We start from the raw sequence: 16,025 nt of genomic DNA, 5'->3' as shown, positions 1-16,025 counted from the left end.
ACCGCCCCGGGACCGGTCCATCTTTACCCAGAGTTATGAAATATCCACAAACCACTTTTTCATGGACGTCAGGATACGATTGAACATGTTTTTGTCACGAATTCGAATGCCACGTTTCATGTCGGCCTTTTCGGCCCCATACAAAAGCAGCCCCACGGCCGTGGCATACATGGAGCTCTTGACCACATCGGTCAATCCACCGACTCCCTTGGGAAATCCGACCCGAGTGGGCACGTTGAATATCTGCTCGGCAAGATCCTGGGCCCCCTGAATAAGGGCGCCCCCGCCTGTCAGCACAACACCGGCACCAATAAGTTTCTTGTAGCCGGATCGGACCAGTTCCTGATCGACCAATGCGAAAATTTCTTCCATGCGAGGCTCGCAAATCTCGGCAAGGACATGACGGGAAAGCTTTCGGGGATCCCGCCCGCCCACACTGGGAACGTCAATCACCTCATCTCCGGCCACCAGATCCCCCAGGGCGCATCCGTATTTGACCTTGATCCTTTCGGCAGCCTGCATGGGAGTACGCAGCCCAAAGGCAATATCGTTAGTCAGGTTGGCCCCTCCCAGGGCGAGTACGGACGTATGCTTGATGGCGTCATTACTGAAAATGGCCAGATCCGTTGTCCCGCCGCCCAAATCCACCAGGGCAACGCCGATTTCCCGCTCCTCATCCGTCAAAATGGATTTGGCCGAAGCCAGAGACTCCAGAACGATATCCTCCACATCAAGGCCTGAACGATGGCATGAACGGACAATGTTCTGGGCGCTGGTCACCGCTCCGGTGACAATGTGCACCTTGACCTCAAGACGGACCCCGGCCATGCCAAGGGGGGCCGTAATGCCCCGCTGATCGTCGACAATGTACTCCTGGGGCAGAATGTGAATGACCTCCCGATCCAGAGGAATGGCCACGGCCTTGGCGGCATCCAGAACCCGTTCCACATCTCTGGCCGTGACTTCTCCGCCCTTGACGGCAATAACACCGTGGCTGTTGAATCCCGCGATATGACTCCCGGCAATCCCCGCATACACGGAGCGAATTTCGCAACCTGCCATGAGTTCGGCCTCTTCCAAGGCCTTTTTGATGGATTGAACGGTCTGCTCAATGTTGACGACCACACCCTTGCGAAGTCCGGTGGATGGACTCGTGCCAATGCCAACCACATCCACCCCGTCAGGAGTAACTTCACCCACCACAGCACAGATTTTCGTGGTCCCGATGTCCAGTCCTACGACAAGTTCCGATTTGGCCATTATCATATCCTTTGTTCAAAACATGCTGCCCCTGGCCGCCTGAGCCTTGATACAGGGGAATGAAATGCGTTTGTCTCGTGATGACCGCTTGGAAAACGGGCCATCCCATCAGCTTACGTCTGCCCAAACCTTGCCTGCAAAGGCCTGAAGGCTTCTGACACGTTGGTGTTCCCTGCGTTTTTCCAAATCATTCCAAACCATGGTCAACCGTCGGCAATTGGTTTCCAGCTCACGTACTCCCAGAGTCACCAGCATGTCCGGACGATTGAGAAAAATCTCCAAGTTCCCGTCAGGAGAAACCGCAAGGTTCTCTATGGATGCGAATCCAAAGGGCAGACTGTTGGTATTCAAAAGATCGACCGTTCGGGAAAGCACATCTTCCATGCCGTTTTTTTCCAAAGGGCCAAGAATCGGCAAGGAGATGAAATGTGCCGGCTCGACCTTGTCTATCAACCGGCCCCTTTGATCAGCATAAAACAGTTCATGCTCCCGGATGACCCAAAAACAGGCCTGTCTTTCACCCACATGGATCTCCAGGCGATCGGGCAAAACACGACGAATGGAAACGCGATCAATCCATGGATCCTTTTGCAAACGTTCCTGTATCTGCCCAATGTTCACCTCAAAAATATTCTGTCCCAAATTGATCCCGGCACGCGCCAGAAGGGTGGCGTCGCTTTGATGGGAATTGCCGCTCACCCGAACCTCGTTCAAGGCGAAAAAAGGCTGCACAGTGACATAGCGATAGGCATAAACCAGTGCCACGCTCACCAGTCCGACAAACATGAACGCCAGGCCGGTCTTGAACCAGAACCCCAGGAACCCAGCCACTCTCCGAACAAGGGGTTCCCCCTGGGAAACTCGATAGGCGTTGCTCCTCCGGGAAGACTTTTTCCGCCCTCGCAATGTGGTTGACCAACTCACGGGCATTCAAGGACCTCGACTTCACGTTCCAGCACCATACCGAAACGCTTTGCAACGGTTTCCCGGGCCAGATCCATCAGTTCGAATGCCTGGGTGGCCGTCCCCTTTCCGGTATTTTCCAGGAAGTTGGCATGAACGGGCGAAAACCGCATCCCTCCCAGTGCATACCCCCGCAACCCTGCCTGATCGAGCAATCTTCCGGCCGAATGATTCAGGGGATTCTTGAAAGCACACCCTGCGGTCCAGGCCGTCAGCGGCTGGACGCTCTTCTTGCGTACAAACCACGATTTGACCCGTTTTCGAATCACGTCCCTGGAACAAGTTTCAAAGGCCAGAAGCGCTTCCAGAACGGCAAACACGCCATCATATCCCTGAAGGGCAAACCGCCGGTATCCAGCCCGACATATTTCACGATCAACCCAAACCACGCCATCTTTCGGGGTCCATATCCGAAGGGCCTGCAGCAGATCGAAACATTCGCAACCATGGGAACCCGCGTTCATGGCCACCGCCCCCCCGATACTTCCCGGGATCCCGGCCAGGGGCTCCAACCCCGAACACTCATGCTTGATGCACCAGGCCAGCAGTCCGGCCAATGTCATGCCCCCGTCCACGGCAACCAGCACCTTGTTCGAGGTAGTCCGGACAACCCTGGGCGCTGCCAGACAAGGGCGGCGTATCAGGGCAAGATCGTGTTCTCCATCCCCTGCCAGAATATTGGATCCCCGACCCAAGGCCAAGAGCCTGCCTCCATACCGTTCAGCCTCCCGGGGAATGGCTTCATAGTCCGCATCACATTGGGGGACGAGCAGACATCTGGCCTGTCCCCCCAGACGCAATGTGGTCAGTTCCCGAAACGATGGCTGAACAGTTATCTTCATGGCTTGTGCAGGTAGTTCATCCCCACGGACCAGATATTGCCCGCTCCAATGGTCAACAGCACATCACCGGGTTGCACCACCCCGGGCAGGGCATCGCTCATGGCGCCGAAATCCTCGTAAAAAAGAACCTTGAGATCCGAAACCTGCTTGATGGCCCGGGCCAGATTCAGACCATTGACCCCGGGAATGGGCGTTTCCGAGGCAGGATAGATTTCCGTCAAGAGAAGGACATCGGCGTCCGCAAAGCAGGTGCAAAAATCCCCAAACAACGCCTTGGTCCTGGAAAAGCGGTGCGGCTGAAAAGCAACCACAAGGCGCTTGTCGGGAAAACACTCCCTGGCGGTTCGCAGGGTCGCCTTGATCTCGGTGGGATGGTGGCCGTAATCATCAATAACCAGGACCTGATTGCGCTCTCCCTTGCGTTCGAATCGGCGTCCAACCCCTCCAAACTGGGACAACCCCTTGACAATGGCCTCCTTGGGAACACCGGCCTCAATGGCCACGCCTATTCCGCCCAATGCATTCAAAATATTGTGTCTTCCCGGCTGGGCCAAAACGATCTCGCCCCACGGCGTACCATTGAGCAGTACCTTGAACCGGGAGCCATATTCGCAGGATTCCACTTCAGCACGCAGATCATTGTCCGGGCCGAGCCCGTAGGTTACAACGGGACGCTTGATCCTGGGCAAAATGGCCCTGATGTTGGGGTCATCCCCGCAGACCACGTTCAGCCCGTAAAAGGGAATGGCGTTCATGAAGCGAACAAAGGTTGCCTGGACGTCTTCCAGATCCGCATAAAAATCAAGATGATCCGCATCAATATTGGTGACCACATTCAGGATGGGCTGAAGGCAGAGAAACGAGCCATCTGATTCGTCGGCCTCGGCAATGAGGTATTCGCCCTTCCCGAGCATGGCATTGCTTCCGTAGGCGTTGAGAATGCCGCCGATGATCACTGTGGGATCGAACCCGGCCTCCTTGAACATGGTGGCCAAAAACGAGGTGGTCGTTGTCTTGCCATGGGTCCCGGCCACGGCAATGCCCGTTTTCAGACGCATGAGCTCGGCAAGCATTTCAGCCCGGGGGATGATGGGTATTCCTTGCTCGCGGGCCTTGAGCACTTCTGGATTGTCATCGGCAATGGCCGAAGATCGCACCAGTACATGGGCCTCGCCAAGATTGGCACCATCGTGCCCTTGGGCGATACGCGCGCCCAGTTTTTCCAGACGCTCGATCACAGGCGTGCGCCCCAGATCCGAACCGCTGACGTCGTACCCGAGATTGAGGAGAACCTCGGCTATACCGCTCATTCCGGTACCACCGATCCCGACCATATGAATTTTCTGAATCTTGTTTCGCATATGAATTCTGGTATATGCCGTGCGGCCCAACCTCGACCTGCGGACATGTTAGGGGTGAAAAGAATCTCCTGTACCCTGGACCATGGTTTCCATTTCGCTGACAATGGATTCTGCTGCTTTGGGCTGGCCCAGGCGACGGGCATTGTGACGCATGGCCCGAAGCTTCTCGTGCATGGTCATGAGATCCGTAATGGTCCCGGCCAGATTGACCTCGTCCAGGTAGCTCTGAACCATGACCAGGGCTGCACCGGCCTCTTCCAGATATCGGGCGTTCTTGAGTTGATGATCATGCACGGCATAGGGAAACGGAATCAATATGCTCGGCTTGCCCGCAATGGTCAGCTCGGCAAGGGTGGTTGCCCCTGCCCGACATACGACCAGATCGGCAAAATCATAGGCCTCGGCCATATTCTTGATAAAAGGATCCACTCGGGCTTCGGGATACCGCTCCTGGTACGCAGCCCGGATACGGTCCCAATCCCTGGCACCTGTCTGATGCCAGATATTCACACGCTCCCTGCGCAATGAGGGAAGAATGTCAATGATCGCATCATTAATGGCCGTGGCGCCCTGACTTCCTCCAAGGACAAGAAGATTTTTTCCCTGCACCGACCCCTTGCCCGGATCCTGTCTGCCGAGATTGACAATATCCCTGCGAACGGGATTCCCGGTCAGCACCACCTTGGAGACATCAAACAAGGTGGATTTGTCCTCAAAAGATACAAAAATGCGATCAACCCGCTTCCCCAGCGTTCTGTTACACATGCCGGGGATACTGTTCTGCTCATGCACGGCCGTGGGTACACGCAGCAGGCTCCCGGCCATGACTGCGGGAAATCCGGCATATCCGCCAAATCCGACAATCACCTGGGGTTTGAACGAACGGACAAGCAGCATGCCCCGTACAACGCCCCACCCCATGCGCAACAGCCCGGGAAAAAACCGGAGCCCCTTGCCGAGAATACCCTGGGACGGCAAGGCCACAAACTCAAGGCCGGCCTCCCGGGCCAACTGGGCTTCGGGTCCGTGGGAGCCTCCCACAAAAAGAATCCTGCACTCAGGAAAGCGCGACCGTACGGCTTCGGCAACGGCCAGAGCTGGAAAAATATGGCCTCCAGTGCCTCCTGTCGTCAGAATAATGCGTTCCACGATTCACTCTTGGTTAGAGTATCCTTGCGCCACGTGCCATTCTGGCCTGTCCCGGTTCAGCGAGCTCGTGATCCCCGCCTCGACAGGTTGAGCAGAATGCCCATGCAAAAGAAACTGGTCAGCATATTGCTCCCGCCATAACTCAAGAAGGGGAAGGCAACGCCCTTGGGCGGTGCCACGGCCAGAACAACCGCCATATTCAAAATGGCACCCAGAATGATGATCAATCCCGCGCCAAAAGCCAAAAAACGATCCTGCATATCCTTTTGGTTCAGGGCGATGACCACGCATCGCCACAGAATGATCCCCATGAGCACGATGACCAGTGAAACCCCGACAAATCCCAGTTCTTCCCCAAGCACCGCCAGGATGAAATCATTGTGCGCCTCAGGCAGAAAAAAAAGCTTTTGCCTGCCAGCGCCCAGACCCACGCCCAACCAGCCTCCGGCCCCGAATCCATAGAGGGATTGAACCAGTTGATATCCACTATCCTGGGCATCCTTGAAGGGATCCAGAAAGGCGAACCACCGTCGAAAACGGTAGGGCGAGGTCATCACAAGTACAGTGGCCAGGCCCAGAGCCATGATGGAAGAAATGGCCAGATAACTGAACCTGGTTCCCCCCACCAGACAAAACAGAAAAAGAATCATGACCAAAAACATGGCGCCGCCAAAATCCGGCTGCACCAGGAGCAGAGCACACATGATGCCGGTTGTCATGAACGGTGGCACGAACCCGATGCGAAACGTCTTTATCCGATCCTGCTTACGGGAAAAAAAATAAGCCAGATAAAAAACCAGGGCCACCTTGGCCACCTCAAGGGGCTGGAGACTGAAAAATCCCAAATTGATCCATCTGCTTGCGCCTCCCGCCTTGACCGCCACGACAGGAAGCAGGGTCAAGGCCAAAAGCACCAGGGAACCTGCAAGCAGGGGATAATGAAGCGCATGCAGACATGACGGAGAAAGTCTGCTTGTCGCCAACATGATACAAAGCCCCAGCCCGGCGAACAGGCTCTGCCGGGTGATAAAATGGTATGGCGTGTTCCAAAATTTTTCAGCCATGACCCCGCTGGCACTCAAGACCATGATCAGCCCCAGCCCGGTAAGCACGGCAAGGGGAAACAAAAGCCACCAATCAATCCCCAATCTGGTCGCAGTGTGTGACGAGTTCCCCATAATATGCCTCGACAGCTTTGCAAAACGCCTTTCCTCGGGCCTTGTAGTTCTCAAACAGATCAAAACTGGAGGTAGCCGGTGACAACAGGACAACATCGCCGGATTGGGCCTGTTGGCATGCCGTCTGAACGGCCTCTTCCAGTGTCGGGTTCCAGGTTGTCGGGCACGCAGCACGCCATGCCGGTTCAAAAACCTCCCTGCTCGCCCCGAACAGACAAACCGCCTTGACCCGTTCCCTGAAAAGAGGGGTCAGGGAAGACGGATCCCCTCCCTTGAATATCCCCCCTGCCAGCAGGATAACAGGCTGTTCAAAGCTTTTGAGAGCCGCTTCAAGGGCGGTCAGGGTTGTGGCCTTGGAATCGTCAACAAAACAGACCCCCTGATGTTCGCCGATCCGCTCCAGCCGGTGGGGCTTGGGCCGAAAATCAGCAAGGGTGCGGGCCATGTCTTCCTGAGTGATGCCGAAATACCGACATGCCAGCCAGGCAGCCTCCAGATTCTCCTGATTGTGGGGACCGGAAAGACTTGGGCAGTCGAACCGGTCCGTTCCCACATAATAAATTCGTTTGGCCCTGGTGAACGTTCGGGCTTCAAGCTCGTCCTTGAGACTCAAGTGAAGGACGGCCAGATCCCTTTCCCGCATATTGGCAAAAAGGGCCAACTTGGCCATGAAATATTCTTCCTCACTGGTATGCACATCCAGATGATTGGGCGAAAAATTTACAAAAACACCAACCATGGGATGGAAGGAATCCGTGTGCTGCAACTGGAAGGAACTTACCTCCAATACCAGAATGTCGGCAGGCTTTTCGGCAAGAAGATACTCGGAAAGGGGAACACCAATATTGCCGCCCACGAACACGGTCTTGCCGCAGCGTTCCAGAACATGCCCGATGAGAGCAGTGGTTGTTGTCTTGCCGGTTGTTCCGGTCACTGCGATCATGGGTTCGGACACGAACCACGAGGCCAGTTCCAGCTCGGAGATTACCTTGACCCCCTCGGGAAGCAGGGAGGCAAGGGAAGACAGAGGTACACCCGGGCTGAGGACCACGAGATCCACACCGGCAAAATCCTCGGCCGTATGTTCGCCAATACGCATATCCCAACCAAGTTCCAGGGCCAGATCCCTGTCCTTGGACGTAATCCTGCTCTCGTCTCGCTCCATCAGCCGCGTACAAGCCCCCAGAGCGGCCAGAAGCCGGGCGGCAGCAATGCCCGAACGACCGGCTCCGACCACAGCAGCATGATGGCCTTTCAGCTGTCCCGGATGAATAAGTTCGTGCATTGTTCTGCCTGTTCCTTATCTGAGTTTGAGGGTTGCCAGAGCCATGAAGCACAAAAGAATGGAAAGGATCCAGAACCTGATGATGATCTTGGACTCGGGAATGCCCTTGAGCTCGAAATGATGATGCAGCGGAGCCATGCGAAAAATACGCTTGCCTCCGCTCATTTTGAAATAGCCCACTTGCAGGACCACAGAAAGAGTCTCAATGACAAACAGGCCACCAATAATGACAAGAAGCAGTTCCTGCTTGCACAATACCGCCATGAATCCGAGGGTTCCACCGATGCTCAGGCTGCCCACGTCACCCATGAATACCTGGGCAGGATAGGCATTGAACCAGAGAAATCCCAGGCCCGCACCCACCATGGCCCCGCAAAAAACCGCCACCTCGCCCACTCCGGGGATATAGGCCACCTGGAGATACCGGGCCAATTCCACATGCCCGGCAAGATAGAGAAAAATCCCCAAACATCCAGCGCTGACCACACTGGGACCTATGGCCAGCCCGTCGAGTCCGTCCGTGAGATTGACCCCATTGGATGACCCGACCATGACCAGCAGGGCAAAGGGGATGTACCACCACCCGAAATCGGGCCGTATGGACTTGAAAAAGGGAACCATGAGCTCACTGCTGTACCCGGGCATGGTAATCAGGATGGTCAAGGCGCCACAGGCCACAATGACCTGTCCCACGAACTTGGTTCTGGCCGTGAGGCCCTGATTGTTCTTGCGCACTTCTTTGATGTAGTCGTCCACAAAACCCACCAGGCCGAACCCGGAAAACACGAAGATGGTCAGCCACAGATAGGGATTTTTCAGATTGCCCCATATGAGAACACTTACCAGCAGACAAAGGCCCAGAAAGGCCCCGCCCATGGTCGGCGTACCGGCCTTGCTCTGATGCTTGGGTCCGTCTTCCTGAATGTACTGTCCACACTTGATCTTCTTGAGCCAGCCGATGAACGCGGGGCCGAAAATGATACTCAAGACAAGGGCCGTGAGCATGGCCAGCATGGATCTGAAGGTGATGTACCGAAGGACGTTGAGCACACCCATATCGCCGCTCAGGGGGTAGAGAAGATGATAGATCATCCCTGTTCCCCCAAAAAAACCTCGAGATATTTCTCCATCCTGCAACTCCGCGATCCCTTGAACAAAATGGTTCCCCGGGACGGTAACAGACGGACATGATCGCGCAACTCGTCAGGAGAGGCCACGGGAACAAAACGACCGTCCCACGCGCCAAGGCCCTGACGGACATCGTCAGCGTGTTCTCCGGCGAAAAAAAGCAGCGAGGCGGATGATTGGCCGACCCAGGTGCCCAAATCAACATGTCCCTTGCCCGCATAATCGCCCAGTTCCTTCATCTCTCCCAGCACCAGGACCAGAGGGTCGTCGGGATGAAGCAATCCGGCACGTTCAATGGAACAACGCATGGAAAGGGGGTTGGCGTTGTAGGTATCGTCGATCACGGTCCACAACCCCCGGGTTGTAACCCTGAACCGTTGGGCGACCGGGACATGCGTGGCCAGCCCCTGCAGGATGGTTTCCGAATCCATGCCAAGACATCGGGCCATGGTGGCCACGGCAATACAATTTTCAGCCATTTCCTGCCCATGCATGGGCAGGGACAAAGTTCTGGCCTGGCCGTTCAGGGTCAATCGAAACCGCCCCATACCCTGGTCGTCCATCCCCTCATAGACGGCAGAAAAAGGCGACAAGGCATCCTGTGTCGAAAACAAAACGGAATGCGCAGCGTACTGACCGACCTGCTCCACCAGCTCGGGATAATCCTTGCTGACCACAGCGGTTCCCGCAGCAGACATGTACTCCATAAGGGTTGCCTTGGCCTTGGCCACGCCAACAACGTCTTCAAGCCCTTCCAGATGACAGGGCCCCACATTGGTAATCAGCACATGATCGGGACGCAAAATGGCCCCGAGCTCTTCCATGTCACCGGGTCTGCTGATCCCCAATTCCATGACCCAGAACATTTCATCCCCTGAACAGGCGAGCATGGACAGAGGCAGGCCAAGCTGGTTGTTCCAATTTTTGCTATTCCTGGCGGTCTTGCCGCGCATGGCCAGAAGGGAGGCCAGCATCTCCCGGACCGTTGTCTTGCCGGCCGATCCGGTAATCCCGATGACCGTGGCACCTGTCCGGGTGCGCCAGTAAAGGGCCAGACGTCCCAGGGCCTCAAGGGTATTCCGTACCAGCAGTACGGGAACGCCCGAATCGATCTCGGGAAGCGGGGAATGGGCCACAATGGCACACGCGCCTTTGCGGGCGGCTTCAGCGGCAAAACAGTGCCCGTCCATGTTTTTGCCCACGATACAAACAAAAAGATCTCCGCGCCGCACGAGCCGGCTGTCGGTTTGCACGCCAAGGACATCACGGTTGTTGTTTTCCGTCACATCACCCATGGCGTCCATGGCGGTCGCTATTTCCCAAAGCCCTAGTCGCATGACACTTCCTTGAAAATTCTATGCACATACCGGGAAATAACGTTATTCCTCGGCATGCAATAATTCCATGATGACCTGAACGTCATCAAAAGGATATTTGGTATCGCCAATCTGTTGATAGGTTTCATGCCCCTTGCCGGCGACAAGCAGCACGTCGCCTGGTTCCATGCCGTCAATGGCTCTGGATATGGCAGCCCGCCTGTCCACTTCACGCAGTATGGTTGCAACAGTCCCGTTCATACCTGGCAGGATCTGATCAATGATCGCCTCGGGGGCTTCATGCCGGGGATTGTCCGAGGTGACGATGGCCACATCGGCCGTGGCCGCCACGGCCGCCCCCATGCGAGGCCGCTTGGAATGATCACGATCCCCGCCGCACCCAAAGACCACATGCAGTCGCTTGAACCCCAAGCCTTTCAGGGCCTGACAGACCTTTTCCAACGCGTCGGGCGTATGGGCGTAATCAACAAAGATATCCAGCCCGCGAGCATTGACAACGCGCTGCAGACGTCCCGGTACCCCTGCAAAGGATTGCAGGTCCTGCATGGCAGAAACGGGCAATCCCAAAGAAAGTCCCACGGCCTGGGCAGCCAGCAGGTTCATGGCATTGTGACGCCCCACCAGGGGTGAGGACAAAAACCACTGCTCCCCGTTATACTCCATGACCAGTTCCAGGCCCTTGCGCGTGCAGGCCTTTAGCCGGCCACCAAGCCCGTTGCCCAAAGCACCTGTTTCCAAACCATAGCCCATGCAATGGGATCTGGCTTTCTGAAGCCGCTTTCCGTACGGGTCATTGACATTGATAATCCCAAGGGGCTCATCCCCTTGGGATCCCTGAAACAACCGTGCCTTGGCCAGGAAATAGGATTCCATGTCATGATGGTAATCCAGATGATCCTGGGTCAGATTGGTGAACACGGCCACATCAAAGGTGATACCGGCCACCCGTTCCTGATCCAGTGCATGAGAGGAAACCTCCATGCACACAACATCGACCCCATCTTCACGCATGCGGGCCAAAAAATCGTGGAGGGTCCAACAATCCGGCGTGGTCATGCCCACATCGTGACAATGGCCGGGCCAGCGGACATTGACCGTACCGATGACGCCCACCTTCTTGCCCGCCGATGTCAGAAGGTGTTCGATCAGATAGCTGGTAGTAGTCTTGCCGTTGGTCCCGGTAATCCCGACTATCTTCATGTGCATATTCCCCGTGCCGAAACGGGCAGCCGCCAGTTCGCCCAAGGCCTGGCGCGGGGAAGGATGAACCAGGAACTCCGCAGAAACATCGTGAGCCCAACGATTGACATTGCAGGCAACGATATACGAGGCCCCTCGTTCCAATGCCTGATCAATATACATGGTTCCGTCATGCCGTGTACCCGGAAGGGCAATGAAAACGTCTCCCTGTTCGACCAGTGCCGAATGGGTTTTGACATGCAGTCCCTGCCGGACCCGCTCCTTGAGCTCATCCCAGCGAGCTTGGTCGAAAATTATCGACATGGATCCTTTGACCTCTTCGTTGTCACCCAGAGTTTCCAGGATCCAGCCTTGGACTGGTTCCATGAAGATCCGGGCTTGGGTTGCTGCCGTCGCACCACGGTTCCTTTTCCCATGATTTGAGGGACCACACCATGTCGAGCCATTGTTGCAACTGCATGTCTCAAGTATGCTCCACACAAATCGGGAACCTTGTCGTCAGTTGCCTGCTCCCTGTTCAAGCCCCTTTGAACAGGCGACTTGATCGAGACGTCCCTGACGGTCTCTCCGGCCACCGGCATGGTTCTCTCCTGAAGGGGAGCTTCGCCCCGGTAGGCAAGCAGCTTCATGCCGACCTTTTTGAACACGGGCGCGCTGACAACACCCCCGTAATGCTGGGGATGGGGCTCATCAACCATGACCAAAATGAGATATTTGGGCTCCAAAGCCGGGATGAAACCGACAAAGGATGCCAAAAAATGATCGCCGTACCCGCCCTTTGGTGTAGGCTTCTGGGCCGTACCTGTCTTGCCGCCGACTTCCACGCCGGGAATTCTGGCCAATTTGCCGGTTCCGTCATCCTCCACAACGTCCCGAAGCATACGTAGCACCGCCTCGGCCACATCCCTTCTCACGACCTGCCGGGTGGAAGGGGCTTTGTCGATTCCCCGGACTATGCGCAGGGGACGCATTTTGCCCTTGTTGGCCAGTACCAGATACCCTCTGGCCAGTTGCAAAGGAGTGATGGCCACTCCCTGACCAAAGGATGCCGCCGCCAAATCGAACTTGGTCCAGGTCTGGGGAGGACGAATCAGCCCCTTGGCTTCCCCAGGCACGCGGACATCCGTGGTTCCAAGAAATCCGAAACGGCGCAGTTGGCGGTACAAACGTTCAGGTCCCAAAGCAAGGCCAATTTTGGACATCCCTATGTTACTGGAATAACGCATAATTTCATCGACGCGCAACGTTTCATAGGCATGCGTATCCCGAATCCGATTGCGTCCGATGCGCCATTCGCCCTGCTCGCAAAAAAAACGTGAATCAGGGGTACAAACCGAATGCTGCAACGCTGCCGCCACCACAAAAGGTTTGAACGTTGATCCTGGCTCCACAAGATCAAGGCACATGCGATTTTTCCAAACCCGGGCATTGCTTTTGGCATATTGGTTGGGATCAAAAAACGGATAATGGGCCCAGGCAAGGATATCTCCGGTCGGTACCTCCACAACGAGACATACACCGGTTTTACCATGAAATGTTACAACAGATTCTGCCAGGGCATCTTCGGCAACACTTTGAATAACGCTGTCAATGGTCAGGGAAACGGTCGCACCATCTACGTTGTTTTGTGCCCGACCGCTATACAAGTGAGCCCCGGCAGCATCCCGCTGGACCCGCTGCCTTGCCGATGATCCGCTTAAAACATCGTCAAGGGACCGCTCCAGACCTTCGAGCCCCTTACCGTCAATGCCTACAAATCCAAGCAGCTGTGCGGCCACATGACCTTGCGGGTACAGACGCATCCATTCCTTCTTGAGATAGACCCCCGGAAGATCTGCCTTGCGAAGCTGCGCAATCTGACGATCTCCAATCTGCCTGGCGACCCAGACAAAAGAACTTTTTTCCCGAACAAGCCTGTTGAGCCTTTTTTTCGATCCCCCAACAATCTTGTGCAGCGTCGTGACGGTTTTCCTCTTGTCCCTGATATGCGCCGGATTGATGAACACCGAATACGTTGACACGCTTTTGGCCAGTAACCGCCCCTGACGATCAACAATGGCACCGCGTTCTCCCTGCAGCTGTCGTGAGGCCCAGTACTGCTGCTTGGCTCGTTCAACAAGGGCGTGACCGGAAACAATCTGAACATAATATGCCCGGCACCAAATGGCCAACAACCCCAGGGTAAAAACAACGGCCAGCATGACGATCTTTCTGCCGGACCACACCTCGGATGAAGTCCTCCCTTTGCGTGCCATCTTCCCCATCCAGGTTATTCATATCCAGAATCATCAAGCTTGCGCATTTGTCCTGGCCGAACTTCGTACAACCCTGCCTTTCTGGCGACAGAACGCAATCGTGCGGGTGCCAGAAGATTGTTGCGCTCAATCTCCAGTTTGACGTTGAGTTCTTCCTTTTGGGACAACAGGGCCTGCATCTTCTGAAGATCATAGGCAAGGTCCACCCGTTGGATGTTCACCCACACCAGACCCATGGCCAGAAATACCGCACAGCAAAAAGCAATGATGACAGCTCCGACTTCATGTCCCTTACGCATCCGCTTTCCTTCACTTATGACGATACACGCTGTGCAACACGCATTTTCGCGCTACGGCTGCGAGGATTACACGCCATTTCCTCCTTGGAGGGGGCCAGAGGCTTCTTGGTCAGAACGCACAGCCTTTGCACATGACCGCAAACACAAACAGGCTGGTATCGGGGACAAACGCATCCCTTGCTCTCTTCCCGAAAAACCTGCTTGACGATGCGGTCTTCAAGGGAATGGAAGGAGATGACGACAATACGGCCCCCTGGAGCAAGATAGTCAGGAATGCGCTCAAGAAAAAAATGCAGATCATCCAGCTCGTGATTGACAGCAATCCTGATAGCCTGAAAGGTTTTAGTAGCCGGATGATTTCTGGACAGGGCCCGGCGTTTCGGCGGATAGGCCTTGGCCACAATATCAGCGAGCTGCAGCGTCCGTTCTATGCTCTGGGATTCACGCGCCCGGGCAATGGCATGGGCAATTCTTCCGGCCATGGGCTCTTCCCCGTACTTGCCAATAATCTCCCTGAGCTTTTGAACCGGCAGTCTGGCGATAAGATCCCGGGCGCTGGGACGGCCGGAATGCTTGTCCATGCGCATGTCCAAAGGACCGTCCTTGACAAAGCTGAACCCCCTGTCGGCCTGATCCAGTTGCATGGATGAAACCCCCAAATCCAACAGGACGCCATCAAGGGTTTGCCATCCCAGCTCCTTGAGGGGGTGTTCAAAATCGCGAAATGAACAATGGGCCGTGAACAGGTGATCCGCATGATCATGCAGCCTTGATGTCGCAGCGGCAATGGCTTCGGGATCCTTGTCCGTCCCCAGGATCTGAATGTTGCCTTCAACTGCATCAAACAGGCGCAGGGCGTGGCCGCCCAGGCCCAGAGTGCCGTCCAGGTACCTGCCCCCGGGGCGCGGACGCATCCACTCGACGACCTCCTGGCCCAGAACCGATGTATGTGCAGCTTCTACCATCAAAACCTCAACACGAACCCACTTTCGGCCAGAGAATCCAGAATAGGATCACAATCCTGTTCTACTTCCATGCGTTGGGCTTCAAAGCGTTCAAGATCCCAGATCTCGAATTTGCGCCCAACCCCGGCAAGGACCAGTTCCTTTTTGAGTCCGGCATACTTTCTCAAATGAGGAGGAATGAGTATGCGCCCCTGTTTGTCGAGAGTAACTTCAGATGCGCCTGAAATAAAAAAACGATGAAAATTGCGGACCTTGCGGTCGGCCATGTTCAGGGTGGCAAAACTTTTTTCAATTTCTTCCCATTCTGGCAAAGGATAAACAGCGACGCATCCATCAAAATTGGTCAGCATCAAATGGCCGTCAGGAGAAAGCCGTAAGGCCTCTTCCCGGAATTCGGGAGGAAGCATCAAACGACCCTTCCCATCCTGCGACCTATGTGCATGCCCTCGGAACACTCATTCTCTCCCACTGTTTACCACATTTTCCCACATCCTTCCCAGCCGTCAGAAAAAAAGTCAAGGATAAAAATTTCTCGACTCCGTAAAAAAATGCCTCCCAATGCACCGATCCTGCAAAGTATTGTCTGCAAACACACGCGTCACATAACTTAAGCGCAACGAGTATGTTCACAAATTACCAAACGATTCAGGATCAGAATGCTCAAGGTCTGCGCGAAAGCATCATGTAGATCCATAAACCAGAAAGCAACAAGCCAGGAATGGCCTGGCTAGGAGATGGACGTGGTAAGGGGAGGTGAGTGTGAGGCGGCTTGGCGGAGCAGGGGGAGAGGTTGTAGTTTTTGA

The 16,025-nt window shown here is 55.3% G+C and carries 14 protein-coding genes; all 14 read right to left on the bottom strand.

What is annotated here, in order from left to right:
* Positions 1 to 33 precede the first annotated feature (33 nt).
* Positions 34 to 1,260: a cell division protein FtsA gene (ftsA, locus tag DPF_RS02685; RefSeq protein WP_069857335.1), complete on the bottom strand. Its 1,227-nt coding sequence runs from the start codon at positions 1,258 to 1,260 to the stop codon at positions 34 to 36.
* A gap of 108 nt (positions 1,261 to 1,368) precedes the next feature.
* Entirely contained in the window at positions 1,369 to 2,091 is a 723-nt protein-coding gene (locus DPF_RS02680) for a cell division protein FtsQ/DivIB (protein WP_176724144.1), read from the bottom strand.
* 89 nt (positions 2,092 to 2,180) lie between these two features.
* Positions 2,181 to 3,065 (bottom strand): UDP-N-acetylmuramate dehydrogenase, encoded by an 885-nt coding sequence (gene murB, locus DPF_RS02675; RefSeq protein WP_069857333.1) that lies wholly within the window; start codon positions 3,063 to 3,065, stop codon positions 2,181 to 2,183.
* A complete protein-coding gene (gene murC / locus DPF_RS02670; protein WP_069857332.1) occupies positions 3,062 to 4,426 on the bottom strand; it encodes a UDP-N-acetylmuramate--L-alanine ligase in 1,365 nt (454 codons plus the stop codon). The genes murB and murC overlap by 4 nt, the downstream gene beginning before the upstream one ends.
* Before the next feature lie 48 nt (positions 4,427 to 4,474).
* Complete coding sequence (gene murG, locus DPF_RS02665) at positions 4,475 to 5,575, bottom strand: undecaprenyldiphospho-muramoylpentapeptide beta-N-acetylglucosaminyltransferase (RefSeq protein ID WP_069857331.1); 1,101 nt, start codon at positions 5,573 to 5,575, stop codon at positions 4,475 to 4,477.
* A 56-nt stretch (positions 5,576 to 5,631) separates the two neighbouring features.
* A complete protein-coding gene (gene ftsW / locus DPF_RS02660; RefSeq protein ID WP_088178302.1) occupies positions 5,632 to 6,753 on the bottom strand; it encodes a putative lipid II flippase FtsW in 1,122 nt (373 codons plus the stop codon).
* Positions 6,713 to 8,038, bottom strand: a complete 1,326-nt coding sequence (gene murD, locus DPF_RS02655) for a UDP-N-acetylmuramoyl-L-alanine--D-glutamate ligase (protein WP_069857330.1) — start codon at positions 8,036 to 8,038, stop codon at positions 6,713 to 6,715. Before murD ends, ftsW begins: the two co-directional genes overlap by 41 nt.
* Positions 8,039 to 8,053: 15 nt before the next feature.
* On the bottom strand, positions 8,054 to 9,130 hold the full coding sequence (gene mraY, locus DPF_RS02650) for a phospho-N-acetylmuramoyl-pentapeptide-transferase (RefSeq protein ID WP_069857329.1): 1,077 nt from the start codon (positions 9,128 to 9,130) through the stop codon (positions 8,054 to 8,056).
* Positions 9,127 to 10,503: a UDP-N-acetylmuramoyl-tripeptide--D-alanyl-D-alanine ligase gene (locus tag DPF_RS02645; RefSeq protein ID WP_069857328.1), complete on the bottom strand. Its 1,377-nt coding sequence runs from the start codon at positions 10,501 to 10,503 to the stop codon at positions 9,127 to 9,129. The genes mraY and DPF_RS02645 overlap by 4 nt, the downstream gene beginning before the upstream one ends.
* Before the next feature lie 42 nt (positions 10,504 to 10,545).
* Positions 10,546 to 12,006: a UDP-N-acetylmuramoyl-L-alanyl-D-glutamate--2,6-diaminopimelate ligase gene (locus DPF_RS02640; protein ID WP_069857327.1), complete on the bottom strand. Its 1,461-nt coding sequence runs from the start codon at positions 12,004 to 12,006 to the stop codon at positions 10,546 to 10,548.
* Entirely contained in the window at positions 11,997 to 13,958 is a 1,962-nt protein-coding gene (locus tag DPF_RS02635) for a penicillin-binding transpeptidase domain-containing protein (RefSeq protein ID WP_176724143.1), read from the bottom strand. Before DPF_RS02635 ends, DPF_RS02640 begins: the two co-directional genes overlap by 10 nt.
* A gap of 14 nt (positions 13,959 to 13,972) precedes the next feature.
* Positions 13,973 to 14,257, bottom strand: a complete 285-nt coding sequence (locus DPF_RS02630) for an FtsB/FtsL family cell division protein (protein WP_069857325.1) — start codon at positions 14,255 to 14,257, stop codon at positions 13,973 to 13,975.
* 14 nt (positions 14,258 to 14,271) lie between these two features.
* Positions 14,272 to 15,222, bottom strand: coding sequence for a 16S rRNA (cytosine(1402)-N(4))-methyltransferase RsmH (gene rsmH, locus DPF_RS02625; RefSeq protein WP_069857324.1), 951 nt, complete (start codon positions 15,220 to 15,222; stop codon positions 14,272 to 14,274).
* Positions 15,222 to 15,677, bottom strand: a complete 456-nt coding sequence (gene mraZ, locus DPF_RS02620; RefSeq protein WP_069857323.1) for a division/cell wall cluster transcriptional repressor MraZ — start codon at positions 15,675 to 15,677, stop codon at positions 15,222 to 15,224. Before mraZ ends, rsmH begins: the two co-directional genes overlap by 1 nt.
* Positions 15,678 to 16,025: the final 348 nt, after the last annotated feature.

It is taken from the genome of Desulfoplanes formicivorans (assembly GCF_001748225.1).
Taxonomy (GTDB): domain Bacteria; phylum Desulfobacterota; class Desulfovibrionia; order Desulfovibrionales; family Desulfomicrobiaceae; genus Desulfoplanes; species Desulfoplanes formicivorans.
This window is presented reverse-complemented; position numbering and strand designations above follow the sequence as displayed.